This is a genomic window from Gilliamella sp. Gris1-4 (genome assembly GCF_001690335.1).
GTDB lineage: Bacteria > Pseudomonadota > Gammaproteobacteria > Enterobacterales > Orbaceae > Gilliamella > Gilliamella apicola_P.
In genome coordinates, this window is record NZ_LZHA01000085.1 from 1 (window position 1) to 17,696 (window position 17,696).

The 17,696-nt window shown below is 35.6% G+C and carries 15 protein-coding genes and 1 CRISPR repeat array; of the genes, 11 read left to right on the plus strand and 4 right to left on the minus strand.

Annotated elements, in window-relative coordinates; translation table 11 throughout:
* The coding region (locus A9G31_RS10440) for an integrase core domain-containing protein (protein ID WP_141671333.1) at nucleotides 1–308 on the plus strand (308 nt) is incomplete at its 5' end.
* 4 nt (nucleotides 309–312) lie between these two features.
* Here A9G31_RS10440 and A9G31_RS10445 read toward each other — a convergent pair.
* Nucleotides 313–630 carry a hypothetical protein gene (locus tag A9G31_RS10445; RefSeq protein WP_065561593.1) on the minus strand — a complete coding sequence of 106 codons (318 nt, stop codon included), beginning with the start codon at nucleotides 628–630 and terminating at the stop codon, nucleotides 313–315.
* A gap of 384 nt (nucleotides 631–1,014) precedes the next feature.
* Between A9G31_RS10445 and A9G31_RS10450 the strand changes: the two genes are divergently transcribed.
* From A9G31_RS10450 to pdxY, 9 genes are all read left to right on the plus strand, one after another.
* Nucleotides 1,015–1,290: a type II toxin-antitoxin system TacA family antitoxin gene (locus A9G31_RS10450; RefSeq protein WP_065561594.1), complete on the plus strand. Its 276-nt coding sequence runs from the start codon at nucleotides 1,015–1,017 to the stop codon at nucleotides 1,288–1,290.
* On the plus strand, nucleotides 1,287–1,757 hold the full coding sequence (locus tag A9G31_RS10455; RefSeq protein ID WP_176700395.1) for a GNAT family N-acetyltransferase: 471 nt from the start codon (nucleotides 1,287–1,289) through the stop codon (nucleotides 1,755–1,757). The genes A9G31_RS10450 and A9G31_RS10455 overlap by 4 nt, the downstream gene beginning before the upstream one ends.
* 753 nt (nucleotides 1,758–2,510) lie before the next feature.
* The gene (locus tag A9G31_RS10460; protein ID WP_065561596.1) at nucleotides 2,511–4,124 is read left to right on the plus strand and encodes an ABC transporter substrate-binding protein; all 1,614 of its coding nucleotides are present in this window, start codon (nucleotides 2,511–2,513) and stop codon (nucleotides 4,122–4,124) included.
* 147 nt (nucleotides 4,125–4,271) lie between these two features.
* Entirely contained in the window at nucleotides 4,272–5,288 is a 1,017-nt protein-coding gene (gene dppB, locus A9G31_RS10465; RefSeq protein ID WP_034914661.1) for a dipeptide ABC transporter permease DppB, read from the plus strand.
* A 14-nt stretch (nucleotides 5,289–5,302) separates the two neighbouring features.
* Nucleotides 5,303–6,226, plus strand: coding sequence for a dipeptide ABC transporter permease DppC (gene dppC / locus A9G31_RS10470; RefSeq protein WP_065561597.1), 924 nt, complete (start codon nucleotides 5,303–5,305; stop codon nucleotides 6,224–6,226).
* Between the two features lie 13 nt (nucleotides 6,227–6,239).
* A complete protein-coding gene (gene dppD / locus A9G31_RS10475) occupies nucleotides 6,240–7,217 on the plus strand; it encodes a dipeptide ABC transporter ATP-binding protein (protein ID WP_065561598.1) in 978 nt (325 codons plus the stop codon).
* Nucleotides 7,207–8,208 carry a peptide ABC transporter ATP-binding protein gene (locus A9G31_RS10480; protein WP_065561599.1) on the plus strand — a complete coding sequence of 334 codons (1,002 nt, stop codon included), beginning with the start codon at nucleotides 7,207–7,209 and terminating at the stop codon, nucleotides 8,206–8,208. The genes dppD and A9G31_RS10480 overlap by 11 nt, the downstream gene beginning before the upstream one ends.
* Before the next feature lie 138 nt (nucleotides 8,209–8,346).
* Complete coding sequence (locus A9G31_RS10485; RefSeq protein ID WP_065561600.1) at nucleotides 8,347–9,624, plus strand: MFS transporter; 1,278 nt, start codon at nucleotides 8,347–8,349, stop codon at nucleotides 9,622–9,624.
* 12 nt (nucleotides 9,625–9,636) lie between these two features.
* Nucleotides 9,637–10,503: a pyridoxal kinase PdxY gene (pdxY, locus tag A9G31_RS10490; RefSeq protein ID WP_065561601.1), complete on the plus strand. Its 867-nt coding sequence runs from the start codon at nucleotides 9,637–9,639 to the stop codon at nucleotides 10,501–10,503.
* A gap of 403 nt (nucleotides 10,504–10,906) precedes the next feature.
* On the opposite strand, the gene treC is transcribed toward pdxY, so the two are convergent.
* The 3 genes from treC to treR form a co-directional block, all read right to left on the minus strand.
* Nucleotides 10,907–12,580, minus strand: a complete 1,674-nt coding sequence (gene treC / locus A9G31_RS10495) for an alpha,alpha-phosphotrehalase (protein ID WP_065561602.1) — start codon at nucleotides 12,578–12,580, stop codon at nucleotides 10,907–10,909.
* Between the two features lie 83 nt (nucleotides 12,581–12,663).
* The gene (gene treB / locus A9G31_RS10500; protein ID WP_065561603.1) at nucleotides 12,664–14,091 is read right to left on the minus strand and encodes a PTS trehalose transporter subunit IIBC; all 1,428 of its coding nucleotides are present in this window, start codon (nucleotides 14,089–14,091) and stop codon (nucleotides 12,664–12,666) included.
* Nucleotides 14,092–14,269: 178 nt separating this feature from the next.
* Nucleotides 14,270–15,232 carry a trehalose operon repressor TreR gene (gene treR, locus A9G31_RS10505; protein WP_065561604.1) on the minus strand — a complete coding sequence of 321 codons (963 nt, stop codon included), beginning with the start codon at nucleotides 15,230–15,232 and terminating at the stop codon, nucleotides 14,270–14,272.
* A gap of 254 nt (nucleotides 15,233–15,486) precedes the next feature.
* Between treR and A9G31_RS10510 the strand changes: the two genes are divergently transcribed.
* Entirely contained in the window at nucleotides 15,487–16,122 is a 636-nt protein-coding gene (locus A9G31_RS10510) for an NAD(P)-dependent oxidoreductase (RefSeq protein ID WP_065561605.1), read from the plus strand.
* Between the two features lie 521 nt (nucleotides 16,123–16,643).
* Nucleotides 16,644–16,973: a CRISPR direct-repeat array (repeat unit 29 nt; unit sequence TTTCTAAACCGCCTACACGGCGTTAAGGT).
* Nucleotides 16,974–17,696: the final 723 nt, after the last annotated feature.

The following is a 17,696-nucleotide window of genomic DNA, read 5'->3' on the forward strand; positions in this document are numbered from 1 at the left end:
GATATCCATTAAAAATACGGGTCGATAATGGGCCAGAATTTACAGGAAAAACCTTTATAAACTGGGCTAAATCACATGATATAACCATTGATTATATCCAGCCCGGTAGCCCTTATCAAAATGGCTTTATTGAACGATTTAATCGTACCTATCGTACTGAAGTACTCGATTTATATCTTTTTAACAACTTAGCACAAGCTAGGAAAATAACCGAAGAATGGCTAACGATTTATAACACCGAAAGACCGCATGAGGCATTAAATAACATGACACCGATTGAGTATAAAACACTAAAACAAGCAGCTTAATTTTCTACGTGAGTTGTGTACTAAGTTTGGGGTATTTACAATCCCTCACACTCCCCTTATCAATATATTCCTTTCTATAATCATCAAACGGTTTTATTGAATAGAGCGATTTCGCGGCTTCTTTTAAAAGAGATCTATCATAATATTTTAATATTCCTGTATGATAACCGAATGCAAAGTCGACCAATGAGTCCATTATCACTTCAGTAAAAGCATCTAATCGATATTTTCCAAAATCAAATCCGATATAAAATACTTTTAACTTATCTTCTTCAAAATTAGAAACTAAAACATTCTTACATCCAAATTCTATTTGTTTCACAAGTATTTCCTATAAATATTTACTAAACTATAATGGTATAAAGTAAGTTTATGGAATTCCAAGGCTTCTTTCAGTTTTAATATTGTTGTTTTTAGTATCACCTAATATTGTAACTAAAACAATGTAATTTTAAATATGACGTTTGAATTATATAGTTTTTTGGTTGAAGATAAAATTCTGTTAAATTATATATTCATGGAGATTTTTAATATACACAATGCAATTACCACTAGATCTAAATTATTTTAGTTTGTAAGTTTTAAATACCCCAGCTCATTTTTATAGTTTATATTACTTATTTCTTCAATATTTAAACACCACTCCACTTGTATATCAATTTACTATACAATACATATTCATACTAAATAAAAAACGGCAATTAAAATGAGAACTGAAACCAAAGAATCGCCTATTAATATTAGAGCTAAGGCATCCCAAAAAGAATTGATTGATATTGCGGCTCATTTACTATCTAAATCACGCACTGATTTTATTTTAGAAGCGGCCTGCTCAAAGGCTGAAGATGTTTTGCTTGATCAGCGTCTTTTTTTAATCGACGATGAACAGATAAATGCTTTCAATCATGCAATCGAAGCCTCTTTTGATAGTAATGAAAAAATTCAAGCTTTGTTGTCACGGAAGTCACCATGGGAAAAATAGAAGCGCCACATTTATTGAATGAACATCATGATTTTACGTCATTTGATTGTGAAGAGTTGTCTTTGAATGAATGGTTGAAGAATAAATCCTTAAAAAATCAAAAAAGTGGTGCTTCACGTACATTTGTAATTTGTGACAATAATAAAGTAATCGGCTTTTATTGTTTATCAACTGGAAGTATCCAACATCGACAACTAACATTGAGTAGATTTAAGCGCAATATGCCCGATCCTATTCCGGTTATTATCTTAGGCCGTTTAGCTATTGATAAAAATTACAAAGCAAAAGGATTAGGTGCGGCATTATTAAAAGATGCTATATTACGCTCGAAAGAAGTCTCTAAACAAATTGGTTCTAGAACACTATTGGTACATAGCTTAACAGATGAAGCCAATGCGTTTTATATTAAATTTGGCTTTGTTGATTCAGGGATTCAGGAAAGAACAATGCTAATCTCTTTATGGTAATAAAATTGAGCTTAATTGTACATTTTTAAAGCAGCTAAATTTAGGGATACAAATACGGGTACATTTTTCATCTAAATTTTTCAAATCCAATAACCACAAGAATTCAACCCACATCTTCGATTCCGCGTCCGGGCACCAATCACCAAATTCTAAGACCTGCTTCTAGCAGGTTTTTTTATGCCTAAAGCCTTTTCAAATAAGCCTTTCACCTTGTTTCACTACTCAACAGTGTTCAACTAAAATTAAGCTAAATCCAGTAATAAGTTAATTTTACATCATTAATTTAATGATTATTTTACTTACACTAACTATAATACATTCTATAAAAATCAATTAGTAAGTGATAAGTTATATAATAAATCTAGAACTAGATATAAATTAAGAACTACGAAAATAAAATATACCTGTTCTTTTTTAATATGAATTTGTAAATTAAAAATGGCACTATTTTTGCTTATTTTATCTGTTACATAGTACTTAACTGTCGTTATATTGTTGTTAAAAGTTATTTTTAATCTAAAATGGAATTTTATTGTAACTTTTATGCTATATCGCAATTTTAATTATAGTACGCTTTGCACTGTATATGTGCAAAAAATAAAAAATATGAATTTAAACCAAATAAAAGTTAATTAATATAAAAATTAGAACGTTTTACTAAATCTATATTTAAAAAATATTAAAAATACGACATTCTTACCTGTGTTTAAATGTTACAAAATCGGTTTACAGTTAAATAATTGGAGTGATTTTATGAGTAATCTAAGGAAATATAAACATAAATTCTTATTGAGTGCAGGACTAATAACAATGCTTGCGAGTGCACAACTTCATGCTGCTGAAACATTGGTTTATTGTTCAGAGGCTTCGCCTGAAACATTTAATCCACAATTAGCAACAAGTGGTGTATCAATGGATGCAAGTGCAGTTCCTGTTTATAATCGTTTGGTAGAATTTAAATTAGGTACTACCGAAATTGAACCTTCTTTAGCCAAATCTTGGGATATCAGCCAAGATGGTTTAACCTATACTTTTCATTTACGCAATGATGTTAAGTGGCATAGCAATAAAGAATTCAAACCAACACGAAACCTAAATGCTGATGATGTTATTTTTACATTTATGCGACAAAAAGATAAAAATCATCCTTATAACAAAGTTTCTGGTGGACAATATGAATACTTTGAAAGTATGGGATTCCCAGATTTAATCAAAGAAATTAAAAAGATTGATGACCATACTGTTGTATTTGAATTAAACCATCCAGAAGCCCCTTTTTTAGCAGATTTAGCAATGTCATTTGCATCAATTTTATCAGCTGAATATGCTGATGCTATGCTTAAGAAAAACACACCAGAAAAATTAGACTTAGTTCCTGTTGGTACAGGCCCATTTACTTTTGTACAATACCAAAAAGATTCCAGAATTCTTTATAAAGCAAATCCCGATTATTTTGGTCCAAAAGCCAAACTTGATCGCTTAGTGTTTTCTATTACACCAGATGCCGCAATTCGTTATGCTAAGTTACAAAAAGGCGAGTGTCATGCTATGCCATACCCAAATGTAGCCGATGTTGAACGAATGAAATCAGACAAAAATATTGTTGTTAAAGAAATGGCTGGCGTTAACATTGGCTATTTAGCCTACAATATGGATAAGCCGCCACTTAATAATTTAAAAGTCCGCCAAGCATTAAATATGGCCGTGAACAAAGAAGCGATTATAAAAGCTGTTTTTCAAGGTGCAGCTGAACCAGCTAAAAACTTTATTCCTCCATCAATGTGGAGTTATAACGATGAAGTGAAAGATTATCCTTATGATCCAGCGCAAGCAAAAGAATTATTAAAATCAGCGGGATTAGAGAAAGGCTTTACTATCAATTTATGGGCAATGCCAGTACAACGTCCATATAACCCAAATGCACGCCGTATGGCCGAAATGATTCAAGCAGATTGGGCTAAAATTGGCGTAACAGCTAAAATTGTTAGTTATGAATGGGGAGAATATCTATCTCGTATTCGTGATGGTGAACATGATGCTGTATTAATGGGCTGGACTGGAGATAATGGCGACCCTGATAACTTTTATTCTGTCTTGATGAGCTGTGATGCGGTTAAAGCAGGTTCAAACTATTCACGCTGGTGTTACAAACCATTTGATGATTTATTGCAACAAGCGCGTATTGAGTCAAATCACGAAAAAAGAGTTGAGCTATATAAACAAGCACAAGTTGAAATGCATAATCAAGCACCTGCATTGATGATTGCGCATTCAATGGTTTATATGCCATTACGCAAAGAAGTTAAAGGCTATATTATGGCGCCTCTGTCATTACATGACTTTAACCAAGTTACGCTTGAAAAATAGTATTCCTAACGATTAACCACCAATGTGTGGTTAATCACTACGTTGGGTTTTGCTAAATTTAGAACTATAAATCTATTTTTTAATAATAATAAAAATTTTATCTATTTTATAAACGATAGTTTAAAAGCAATATTTAAGAGCTACTACATGTTTCAATTTATTCTAAAGCGGTTAGGTGTACTTATTCCAACGTTTATTTGTATCACACTGCTTACTTTTATTTTTGTTCACCTTATTCCGGGTGATCCCATTATGGTGCTTGCAGGAGAGCGAGGTTTAACCCCTGAACGCCATGCTGAATTAATGACTCAACTGGGTTTAGATAAACCACTGTATCAACAATATTTTCAATATATTATAAACATGCTTCATGGCGATTTAGGAACCTCTTTTAAAAGCCAAATTCCAGTATGGGATGAATTTGTACCCCGATTTAAAGCAACGTTTGAACTTGGATTTTGCGCAATGTTGTTTGCAGTTAGTTTTGGGATCCCAATCGGTGTTCTTGCCGCAGTGAAACGTGGTTCAATATTTGATCACACAGCAATAGGGCTATCTTTAACAGGTTACTCCATGCCAATTTTTTGGTGGGGGATGATGCTAATCATGTTAGTCTCAGTGCACTTAAATTTAACTCCTGTATCTGGTCGTGTTAGTGATATGCTTTTCTTAGATGAAAGTAATCCTTTAACCGGATTTATGTTAATAGATACTTTATTATGGGGCGAAACGGAAGACTTTATCGATGCAGTTACTCACTTAATTTTACCTGCAATTGTGTTAGGAACCATTCCATTAGCAGTAATTGTCCGCATGACTCGTTCTTCTATGTTAGAAGTATTGAGTGAAGATTATATTCGAACCGCACGAGCTAAAGGCGTTAGTAGAATGCGAATCGTCCTTGTTCATGCATTGCGTAATGCAATGATCCCTGTTGTTACCGTTATCGGTTTACAAGTTGGTACAATGCTTGCCGGCGCCATATTGACCGAAACTGTCTTTTCATGGCCAGGAATTGGTCGTTGGTTAATTGAAGCGCTACAGCGTCGAGATTACCCCGTTGTACAAAGTGGCGTTTTAATTGTTGCGGTCATAATTATTTTAGTGAATTTATTAGTTGATATGTTGTACGGGGTTATTAACCCACGTATTAGACATAAATAAGAGTGTTTTTACAGATGAATAAACAGGTTATTACTGAACCAACCAATACGCAAGACACCAGTTTAGCCGTACCTAAACCATTAACGCCTATGCGTGAGTTCTGGTTCTATTTTTCAAAAAATAAAGGTGCAGTCGTTGGACTAGTCTTTATTATTATTGTTGTATTACTAGCTATCTTTGCCAATTTTGTTGCACCACATTCCCCTTCTGAACAATTTAGAGATGCATTACTAACACCACCCGTTTGGATGAAAGATGGCAGTTGGCAATTTATTTTAGGAACTGATGATGTGGGACGAGATATCCTATCCAGACTCATTTATGGTGCCCGTTTATCCTTATTAGTCGGTTGCTTAGTAGTCATTATCTCATTGATTTTAGGGATTACATTAGGATTAATTGCTGGTTATGTAGGTGGTTTTTTAGACAATGTAATTATGCGTGCAGTGGATATCATGCTTGCATTACCAAGTTTACTACTTGCACTTGTATTAGTTGCAATATTTGGTCCATCAATTATTAACGCTTCAATAGCATTAGCTTTTGTTGCATTACCACATTATGTTCGCTTAACACGCGGAGCAACGATTGCTGAAATTAATAAAGATTATGTGATCGCCTCACGAGTTGCTGGGGCGGGACCCTTACGACAAATGTTTATCAACATCCTACCAAACTGCTTAGCACCATTAATTGTACAAGCTTCATTAGGATTTTCGAACGCAATTTTAGACATGGCTGCATTAGGTTTTTTAGGCATGGGCGCACAACCACCAACACCAGAATGGGGAACAATGCTTGCTGACGTATTGCAATTTGCACAATCAGCATGGTGGGTCGTTACCTTTCCTGGTTTAGTAATTTTAATGACAGTGTTAGCTTTCAACTTAATGGGAGATGGTTTGCGAGACGCACTTGATCCTAAATTGAAACAGTAATGGAGATACAGTCATGGCACTATTAGAAGTAAAAGAATTATCTGTTCAATTTGGTGGATTTAAAGCAGTAGATCACATTAGTTATGACGTTGAGCAAGGGCAAGTTGTTGGTATTGTTGGTGAATCAGGTTCAGGAAAATCAGTGAGTTCACTCGCCATAATGGGATTAATTGATTTTCCCGGTAAAGTCAATGCAAATGCATTACACTTTGATGGCAAAGATCTTCAACAAATCTCAACTAAAATGCGCCGTAAAATTGTAGGTGCAGATGTGGCAATGATCTTTCAAGATCCGATGACTAGCTTAAACCCATGTTTTACCATAGGTTACCAAATCATTGAAACATTAAAAATCCACCAAGGTGGCAGTAAAAAAGCGCTCAAAGCAAGAGCGATTGAATTGCTTAAATTAGTCGGAATTCCTGATGCTGAAAATCGATTAAAGGTTTACCCGCACCAGTTATCTGGCGGAATGAGCCAACGAGTAATGATTGCAATAGCCATTGCATGCAATCCAAAACTCTTAATTGCTGATGAACCAACAACAGCACTAGATGTCACAATTCAAGGGCAAATTATTGAGTTATTACTTGAGTTACAACGCAAAAATAATATGGCATTAATACTTATTACTCATGACTTAGCGTTAGTTTCTGAGGCTGCACAAAAAATTATTGTAATGTATGCTGGACAAGTGGTTGAAATAGGCGATGCTGAAATTATCTTTAAAAAACCATTACACCCTTACACACAGGCACTATTACGATCACTGCCTGAGTTCACTCAAGACAAAGAGCGATTAGCATCATTATCAGGCGTTGTACCAGGAAAATATGATCGACCAACAGGCTGTTTACTCAACCCTCGTTGTCCTTATGCTACTGAACATTGTTATACCCAAGAACCAGCACTAGTTAGCTATGGTGAAACTAGAAAAGTAAAATGTCATTATCCACTATCAAGCGAAGGGATACCACAATATGAACAATAACATGGAAAATAATGAATTACTGCTTGATGCCCGAAACTTGACAAAATATTATCATGTTAAAACGGGACTTTTTTCTGAAACCAAGCAAGTTAAAGCCGTTGACGGTGTATCTTTTACATTAGACAAAGCTAAAACACTTGCGGTTGTCGGTGAATCAGGTTGTGGTAAATCCTCATTAGCAAGATTACTAACAATGATTGAAAAACCCACATCTGGAGAAATTTATTTTAAAAATCAGAATTTGTTGGATAATGATCAACAAGCTCAAAAATTGCGTCGCCAAAAGATTCAAATCGTTTTCCAGAATCCATACTCATCATTGAACCCCCGCAAAAAAATCGGTTCCATATTAGAAGAGCCTCTAATTATTAATACTGATCTAACAGCAAATGATCGTAAAGCAAAAGTACTATCAATGATGCAAAAAGTTGGATTAAAAGAAGAGTTTTATAACCGTTATCCCCATATGTTTTCAGGAGGACAACGTCAACGCATTGCTATCGCAAGAGGTTTAATGCTTGATCCCGAAATAGTAGTTGCTGATGAACCTGTTTCAGCATTAGATGTTTCTGTACGAGCACAAGTGCTAAATTTGATGATGGATCTACAGCAAGACCTAGGTTTATCTTATATTTTTATTTCTCATGACCTTTCCGTCGTTGAACACATTGCTGATGACGTAATGGTAATGTATTTGGGTCGTTGCGTTGAACAAGGACGAAAAGATGAAATCTATCGTAACCCTAAACATCCATATACTCAGGCACTATTATCAGCAACCCCAAGATTAAATCCTGATCTTAGACGAGATAGAATTAAATTAGAAGGTGAATTACCAAGTCCGCTAAATCCACCTATGGGTTGTGCGTTTAATGCTCGATGCCGTTTAGCATTTTCACGTTGTACAACAGAACAACCACAGCTTATTAATTATAATGAACATAAAATTGCGTGTTTCTGTATAGAGGAAAATAATAAAGGTGACAGTTAATTCTGTCACTAAATTAGATACTAAATCTATCCATTGCATTTTTCTTTTCTTAGAAGATAACAAATTGTCATATTAATAGTTTTGTGCTAGTTTCGTACTCATTATTAACTTACAACCGCGATAGCCCTAAGATTACTTATGTCCAATTCATCAGCTAAAAAAGTCGCTTTTGCCGCCTTTATTGGTACGACCATTGAATGGTATGATTTTTATATCTATGCCTTGGCATCAGTATTAATATTTGGTCAGCTTTTTTTTCCTGATGATAATCAATTTGTGCAAATCTTAGGATCTTTTGCCACCTTTGCCGTGGGATTTTTATCACGTCCTTTAGGAGCGTTACTATTTGGTCATATTGGTGATCGTTTGGGGCGTAAAAAATCGTTAATTACTACGTTGGTTTTAATGGGGTGTGCCACCACCTGTGTTGGTTTATTACCCTCTTATCAACAAGCAGGCATTTTATCACCAATTTTATTAGTTACATTACGCATATTACAAGGGATTGCGGTTGGTGGTGAATGGGGCGGTGCAGTGCTTATGACCAATGAACATGCCCCAAAAGGGTTGAAAAACTTCTTTTCCTCCTTTGCACAGTGGGGAAGCCCAGCAGGAAATATTTTAGCATTATTGGTCTTTTCTTATATTATCCGTTCACCTATAGCTGAGCTTATTAATAGTGGCTATTGGCGTATTCCATTTTTAGCCAGTTCTATTTTATTAATTATTGGCATTATTGCTAGAGTCACCTTAACTGAGTCACCTGTCTTTATCGAATCATGCAAAAAGCAAGCAAACTTAAAGCAAGAGTCACCCCCGATTATTGAAGTTTTAAAAAAATCAACACCGCTATTAATTTTAAGCATTGGCGCTAATGTATTGTCATTTAGTGGAATATTTTCTAATACATTAATGATTGGCTATACCACTATTGCACTAGGTATTGAAGATAAGATAATTGTTGATGCTCTATTTTGGATTGCGATTGTGCATTTTGTTGTGCAACCTTTTATTGCCTATTTTTCAGAAAAATACTCGGCAACACGATTTTTAATTTGTTCGGCAATCTTAGCAATGGGATCGGTATTTTTATTATTCCCAATCATTCAGCTAGGCACAAAAAATAGCTTTATTATTGGTATTTCGCTCAACGTAATTTGCTACAGTGGCTTTTATGGCGTAATAGCGGGCTATTTAAGTCGAGTTTTTCCTACCAGAATACGTTACACAGGGTTATCTATCAGCTATCAAGGTTGCGCTGCCATTTTTGGTAGCCTAATTCCGATGATAGGGGCATATATTATTTATACTTACAAAGCTTTTTGGATACCATTAGCCTTGTTTTATTGTTGTTTAGCATTGATATCTATCATCTGTATCTATCTCCTAAACCGCTATCATTACTATGACGAATAATAAGGCAAACATATGAAAACAGTATTATCAATTCAATCAAATGTTGTTTATGGTTATGCCGGTAACAAGGTATCGACATTAGCCATGCAGCTACAAGGCGTTGAAGTTATGCCGATCCATACCGTGCAATTATCCAGTAATACGGTTTATCCTCATTATGATGGCATAGTGCTTGGTGCTAAACAAATTACACGAATAGTTAATAGTCTAGAAAAAATTGGGATCTTAAAGTCTATTGACGCCATTATTTCGGGCTATATTGGTCTTGCTGAACAAGGCGAAGAAATCTTAGAAGCAGTCAACAAAATTAAATACTATAACCCTAATGCTATCTATGTTTGTGATCCTGTTATGGGTGGCGATATCAATAAAGGTAGTTCACTGCCACAAGGTATTATTGATTTCTTCACTAAACAAGCGGTTAAACAAGCCGACTATATCACACCAAATTTATTAGAATTACAAATACTTTCTGATATCGAAATTAAAACATTTAACAATGTACTAAATGCGATAAAAACATTACAAAAACAGTCCATTAAAGCTATATTAGTAAAAAATTTGGTGCACGCTGGCAAAACAACCGACCTATTTGAAATGGTGTTAGCAACGCCAACCCAAAACTATCATCTTGCCCGCCCACTATATGACTTTCCACATCGTCCATTAGGTGTGGGTGATTTAATTTGTAGCTTGTTTACAGCGCATCTAATTAATGGACAATCCCAATTAATGGCGTTTGAATTAGCCGCCAATGCCGCTAATCACGTGCTAGAGGTCACCAAACAAAAAGAGGCTCGAGAATTGGCAATTATTGATGCTCAAGCGTGGATTAAAAAGCCAGATTTGCGGTATCGAGCAATGCCTTTGGTTATATAAAGTAAAGTTGAGTAATGTGTAGAAAAATACTGAGTTGTTTATACTTTATAATTAAAATAATCCTCTAAAAAACATAAGGCTTTTACTAGAGGTTGCTATATGTGGTCTGATCGTATTATAAAAATGACTAAATCGATTAACTTTTTATCTTTTGAATCGATAATTACTTTCTGATCACACCACTGTAACTACCCCATAGTTAGTACACAATTGAGGTCGAAATTACACTGTGGAAAACGCTAGAGTAATAGGCTTGATGCTACAAAAGTTGAATTTTTTGTGTAATAACATTAGATATAAAGCAAAACATTTAGTTAATGTCTGCTAGTTTTTATATCATTCTTCATCGTTATAATTTGATGAAAAATGGACAACCTTTTTATAGATTGCCCATATCACTTACTTAATCCGCCTGTTGCAACCAATATATGGTCTCATAAGGTTTTAATCTTATTTCAGAGCCTAGCCGATGGTTATCTTGATAATTGCTAAATAATCGTTGCCAATTCAAGAGTTGTAACGAATTAGGTAATGACCATGTCAGTGTTTTATCGGTCAGATTTGCTATCACTAGTAATTTTTGATTATGCCACCGCCTGATATAGCACCAATAATCAGCAATATCTGGCGTTAAATCTTGATAATCACCAAAAATAAAAATCGGGTACGTTTTGCGTAATTTAATTAAGGTTTGATAGCAATAAAATACCGAATCAGGATCATCGAGTGCCGCTTTGACATTAATTTGTGGATAATTATTAGCAACCTCAATCCAAGGCTTACCTTTAGTAAAGCCAGCATTGGCTGAATTATCCCATTGCATTGGCGTTCGGCTGTTGTCTCTGGATTTGCTAGCAAGGATTGCTAAAATTTCTGCTTTAGACATACCATCTGCTATTTTTTCTTGATAAATGTTAAGACTCTCAACATCTTTATATTGTGAAATATCAGTAAAATGAGGATTGGTCATACCGATTTCTTCACCTTGATAAAGATAAGGTGTGCCTTGTAAACCATACAGTAGCATGGCTAACATTTTGGCAGATTGTTTGTGATATTGGTTTTCATTACCAAGGCGTGAAACGATACGAGGTTGATCATGATTACACCAAAAAATTGCATTCCAAGCCTTATCTTGCATGCCTGTTTGCCAATAGCCAAGGATTTTTTTAAGTTCAAGTAAATCAGGTTTAGCCAGCGTCCATTTTTCCCCATTTGGATAATCGATTTTTAGATGATGAAAGTTAAACGTCATGGTCAATTCTTTACCATCTAAGCTAGCATATTTTTGGCAGTTTTCTAATGTGGTGGATGACATTTCGCCAACCGTTTTAAGTTGGTTGGGTTGAAACACATCACGGCTGATCTCTTGTAAAAATTCATGAATTTTTGGACCATCGGTATAAAATCGACGACCATCGCCATTTTCATCATCCAAAAAATCTTGCTGTTTTGAAACTAAATTAATCACATCAAGCCTTAATGCATCAACGCCTTTATCAGCCCAAAATTGACATACTTTTTTGATTTCTTGACGAACAGTTGGGTTTTCCCAATTAAGATCGGCTTGCTGTTTAGCAAATAAGTGCAAATAGTACTGTTTTGATTGTTCATGCCATTGCCATGCTTTACCGCCAAATTTTGACCGCCAATTGTTAGGCTCTGAGCCATCGGCTTTAGCGTCTTTCCAAATATAAAATGAGCGATAAGGACTTGACTTATCTAAGGCTGATTTAAACCATGGGTGCTGTGTTGAAGTATGATTAAACACCATATCCATCATAATGCGAACACCACGCTCGTGCGCTTGTTTAACCAGTAGTTCGAAATCAGCCATTGAGCCATAGCTCGGATCTATATCATAATAATCCGACACATCATAACCGTTATCAATTTGTGGGGATGGATAAATCGGCGTTAACCAAATAGCACTAACCCCTAAATTTTCAAGATAATCTAATCGGCTAATAATACCTAATAAATCGCCCGTTGAACCAGCGCCACTAGCTTGGAAACTTTTTGGATAGATCTGGTAAATAGTACCATTTTGCCACCAAGGGATATCGATTTTATTCATTGCTTGCTCTTTATTATTTATTATTTATTTTTCATAAATTAACCGCTCAATAACTAGAACGGTTAATGGTTATTAGCTCGTGTTTAACGAATATCTAACGTACCTTTTTTAAGTTTAATTTTATAAACGATCGAAGTTAAAACAATCGGAACCACAATTGCCACAATCATCGCCAAAGCATAAATCGACCAATATATCGGCTTTATCGATAAAATACCCGGCAAACCGCCAACCCCAATACCATTAGATAACACACCGAATAAACCACAAATTAACCCGGCTAAAGCTGAACCAACCATGGCGCACAGCATCGGGAATTTATAGCGCAAATTAATACCATACATAGCAGGCTCGGTTACTCCAAGATAACCTGATATGGCAGCAGGAACCGACACTTCACGCTCATTATGTTTTTTACTAACTAAAATAATACCCACAACAGCCGAAGCTTGAGCAATATTAGATAAAGCAATAATTGGCCAAATCGGCGTACCGCCCATGCTTTCAGTCATTTGTAAGTCAATTGCAAGGGTTGTATGGTGAATACCAGTAATAACCAATGGTGAATAAAAGAAACCAAAAACAGCAGCGCCAATAAAGGCATAATCACCAGTCATTAAATATTTAACAATAAAAGCAATACCATTACCTAACATTCTTCCAATTGGACCTAAAAGGAAATGTGCTAAAAACACAGAAACAAGAAGCGCAACAATCGGCACAATCACTAGGTTCAAGTAATCAGGTACAATTTTGCGTAATCGTGTTTCGATCCAACCCAACGCTAAACCTGCAAAAATAGACGGAATCACCTGCGCTTGATAGCCGACTTTTTCGATACTAAACCAACCAAAATCCCAAACATCAGGTATTTTACTGCCAAGGTCATAAGCGTTCATCAATTGTGGTGAAACCAAAGTGATGCCTAAAACAATACCTAAAATTGGCGATCCTCCCATCTTTTTCACGGTAGACCAACAAATGGCAACGGGTAAAAAGTGGAAAATCGCCTCGCAAGGCAACCAAAGTATACTGTAAATTGGCGCTAGCCAATGATAGGTTTGTATCAACGGCTTATCATCAATAGTTGGCATTTCACCAATAATATTACGTAACCCAAGTAATAAACCACCAGCGATTAAAGCTGGTAATAATGGCACAAAAATTTCTGCTAAGTTAGAAATAAACCTTTCAAAAAAAGACATATTCTTTTTAGCTGCAACTTTAGTTTGCTCTTTGCTTGCTTCATCTAAATTTAATTGCTGGATCAATGCTTTGTAATAACTATCAACATTGGTACCAATAATAACTTGAAATTGTCCAGCATTATTAAAACAACCTTTCACAAAAGGCAGTTCTTCTATAGATTGGACATCAGCTAGCTTAGGATCAACTAAGGCAAATCTCAATCTTGTTAAACAGTGAGTGACACTGGCAATATTTTCTTTCCCACCAATCAACTCGATTAATTGCATTATCGATTGGCTAGTTAATTGGGAATTTTTAGCCATAAAAGGTCTCCTTTAAATTAGAATTAGCCTTTTTATTTCACTAATAATCTGGCTATTTTGAATATAGATTAAGCATAGATTGAATTGATAAATTAATAAATGGGAACGTTCCCTTTTTTGTGATTAATATCACAAATTAGAGCAAAATAAGCACAAATTAAATAAAAATAACTACTGGTTAGCCTATTAAATGGCAAGGAATGGTGATACTTTTCAGTTCAAACTGATTTTGTAACATATTAAGTAACTCTTGAGCCGCACAACTACCTGCTTGATCAAAACCGAGTTCAACTGCACAAGTCTTAGGAAAAAGAAAACTCAGTAGCTCACTATTACCAATGCTAGCTACGGTAATATGTTCAAGCTGTTTTTCGTGTAAATACTTATTTAATCCTAATGCAATACCATCAGTTGCACAAACGATAGCCGATGGATTTTTAGTTAATACCAACTGGGCAAGATCATAACCTGAACGATAACTTAATTGACCTAAAACCGCATTGGGGCTAAGTTGATATTGGTGGCAAAAATCCAAATAGGCTTGATAACGCAATGCGCCAGTAGTTTGGTCTTGTTGCTCAATACCGATATAACCAATATTTTGATGTTGTTGCGATTGATATAAATGAGCAAGCAATAATCTAACTGCACCAATATCATCATAACAAATACAAGTATGATCTTGGAATTTTCTTGCGATCACTACACTATTATTTTGCCAGGTAGATAATAATGACTGCTCTAGTCCAGTAAATGCAAAGATAACTACGCCATCAGCTTGTTTACTTTTAAGCATAGATAAATATTCTTTGACTTTGTCCGTACTAAATTGGCTTTCCATAATGATAGGATCATAACCATGCCGATAAAAAATAGGCAACATACTTTGAACAGCTTGATTTTCAGAAAGGGAATCAAGGCGAGTTACAATAATCCCAATCACTTTATTCCCATAACCACGCATAGCTCTTGCCGATTTAGACGGCGTAAAGTGATACTGTTCAATGATTGCCAAAACTTTATTACGCGTAGCTTCTTTAACCATAGGATCATGATTAATCACTCGAGAAACGGTAGATTTACTTACCGAACAAAGCTTTGCAATATCTTTAATGGTTAAGTTGTTTGAAGATATACTCATAATAATTTAGCCAACAAAAATCAATAAAATCATACTAATCTATTTTATAAAAAATAGCGATTTGAGATTATTTATATCAGTTTATTAAATAAGCATTGTTAACTAATAGCTAAAACCAAAATAAGATGTAATATACAATATCAAAAAACCACTATAGCCTTATATTTAGTACCAGCTTTACAGTGGAAAACTAAAGACTAATCTAAAACCATTCTTATATCTCTTAATTCTTAAACGCTTAAAAGGAGCAAAATATGAAAATTGCAGTCATTGGTGCAAGTGGTAAAACAGGGAAGCTTTTAGTAAAAGAGGCGATTTCACGAGGTCATGACGTTACTGCAATTGTGCGTAAGCCAAATCAACATCTTGCTCCAAAAGCAGCAGTGCTAATTAAAGATCTGTTTGAATTAACCTATGCTGATTTAAAACCCTATGATGTGATTATTGATGCATTTGGCACATGGACACTTGAATCACTGCCATTGCATCAAACCAGTTTAAAACATTTAACCGATATCTTGAGCGGTAAAGCTAATCGCCTATTAGTTGTTGGTGGTGCAGGAAGTTTATACGTTAATCCACAACATTCAATTCGTTTGGTTGATACACCTGATTTTCCTGATGAATTTAAACCATTAGCAATCAATATGGCAAAAGCACTTGATGAGCTTAAAAAATGTGAAGATGTACAATGGACTTACTTAAGCCCTGCAATTGAGTTTAACGCTAATGGCGAAAGGACAGGTCACTATATTATGGGGGGCGAAGAAGTGTTATTTAACAGCAAAGGAAAAAGCCAAATTAGTTATGCCGATTATGCCATTGCCATGATTGACGAAGCAGAAACAGCTAAACATATTAAACAACGCTTTACTGTGGCTACCGAGTGATATTTTTTAGATTTTTAGTGAAAAGTTAATTTAACGTTAACGTACTAATCAAAAAAGTTGATAAAAAGATTTATAACCTTGCTTTTTTGTAAAAAAAGTCAACGTAGTTGCTATAAGATAGTTCTTTTTTTGTTGGTGGATAGAGTGGGTTGGGTGTGGTGGTTTCGGACGTTTTAGCTTTGGTGAATAAAATAACCTCAGTGCTCACGTCCGATTTAGGGGATTTTTTTGCGAAATCCCCTAAAAAACCCCTCGCAAGGCTACAGAATGTGGCCTTCGGCTGCCCCGACGCCGGCGCTCGGTCTTAACGCACCGGCTATGATTCGCTCCCAGCGAAGCATAGCCTCGCCAAACGTCCTGTTTGGCGTGCTAACCTCGCTCTGTTGTCGGCACATTCTGACGCCGGAGTAAGTCAGACAGTACAGCTGATTGTTTTTTTGTAATTATATGATTAATTCTATTTTTATTGCCGCCTATACGGCGTTAAGGCTTATATAGACGCCCTAAATCGTACTAATAGTTTTCTAAACCGCCTACACGGCGTTAAGGAAGTTTGATTTTGAGAGCTGTCAAATTGTTGCATTTCTAAACCGCCTACACGGCGTTAAGGTTGAACGGCGTTAAATTTGCCTTTTTTGTTGATTTCTAAACCGCCTACACGGCGTTAAGGATTGTTTGGATAGAGCAAAAAAACACGCTAAATTTCTAAACCGCCTACACGGCGTTAAGGTATACGTTGAATGCAAGCGGTGCAAAGGATCTTTTCTAAACCGCCTACACGGCGTTAAGGTGGTACAGGATGCGGTATTCCAGCACCTGAGGTTTCTAAACCGCCTACACGGCGTTAAGGTAGAACTCAAGATTTGATAAATCTTGTTATATAAAGATAAACAACAATTTTGGCTTTGAAAACCCTTTTTTTAAGCTGTTTTTTAATATGTTGATTTTATTTGATTTTAAATTTTCGTTAAAAAAAGGGTTTAGAGCGGTTAATTTGTTGTTATTAGGGCGCTGTTCGTGGTTTTGTTGGTTTGTTTTATGTTGGCGCTTTGCTTAGGTTGTGTAAGTGATTGATTTTGTTTGAAAACGGCAAAATAAAAACTTCAATAAAATCAATAATCTACCGGAGCGATTTTTTGTGGTTTTTGCAGTGTTTTTTATAAAAAAGTGACTCATAAAAGCCACTCAAGGTTATGTTGTTGTCTTGTTACGGCGTCAGAATGTGCCGACAACAGAGTGAGGTTAGCACGCCAAACAGAAAAGTTTGGCGAGTTTGTGGTGCGTCGGGAACGCGTCCACAAACGGTGCGTTAAGACCGAGCGACGGCGGAGGCAAATTTGAACATCTGAGCATAGCGAAGATGGCCTCGTAGAGGCGAGTATCAGGATGATACGAGTATTGCCGTAGGCCACATTCTGTAGCCTTGCGAGGGGTTTTTAGGGGATTTCGCAAAAAATCCCCTAAATCGGACGTTGTCACTGTAGCTATTTTGTTCACCAAAGGTCAAAACGTCCGAAACCTTGCCGTACTAAAAATAGACCACCGCTTTAAAGCGCCACAGCGCAACCCTAAGG

Excerpts from the sequence above, each read along its gene's own strand:
- A9G31_RS10480 (WP_065561599.1), top strand. The coding sequence starts at position 7,207 with ATGAACAATAACATGGAAAATAATGAATTACTGCTTGATGCCCGAAAC.
- dppB (WP_034914661.1), top strand. The coding sequence starts at position 4,272 with ATGTTTCAATTTATTCTAAAGCGGTTAGGTGTACTTATTCCAACGTTT.
- treR (WP_065561604.1), bottom strand. The coding sequence starts at position 15,232 with ATGAGTATATCTTCAAACAACTTAACCATTAAAGATATTGCAAAGCTT.
- pdxY (WP_065561601.1), top strand. The coding sequence starts at position 9,637 with ATGAAAACAGTATTATCAATTCAATCAAATGTTGTTTATGGTTATGCC.
- A9G31_RS10450 (WP_065561594.1), top strand. The coding sequence starts at position 1,015 with ATGAGAACTGAAACCAAAGAATCGCCTATTAATATTAGAGCTAAGGCA.
- dppC (WP_065561597.1), top strand. The coding sequence starts at position 5,303 with ATGAATAAACAGGTTATTACTGAACCAACCAATACGCAAGACACCAGT.
- A9G31_RS10510 (WP_065561605.1), top strand. The coding sequence starts at position 15,487 with ATGAAAATTGCAGTCATTGGTGCAAGTGGTAAAACAGGGAAGCTTTTA.
- treC (WP_065561602.1), bottom strand. The coding sequence starts at position 12,580 with ATGAATAAAATCGATATCCCTTGGTGGCAAAATGGTACTATTTACCAG.
- treB (WP_065561603.1), bottom strand. The coding sequence starts at position 14,091 with ATGGCTAAAAATTCCCAATTAACTAGCCAATCGATAATGCAATTAATC.
- A9G31_RS10460 (WP_065561596.1), top strand. The coding sequence starts at position 2,511 with ATGAGTAATCTAAGGAAATATAAACATAAATTCTTATTGAGTGCAGGA.
- A9G31_RS10485 (WP_065561600.1), top strand. The coding sequence starts at position 8,347 with ATGTCCAATTCATCAGCTAAAAAAGTCGCTTTTGCCGCCTTTATTGGT.
- dppD (WP_065561598.1), top strand. The coding sequence starts at position 6,240 with ATGGCACTATTAGAAGTAAAAGAATTATCTGTTCAATTTGGTGGATTT.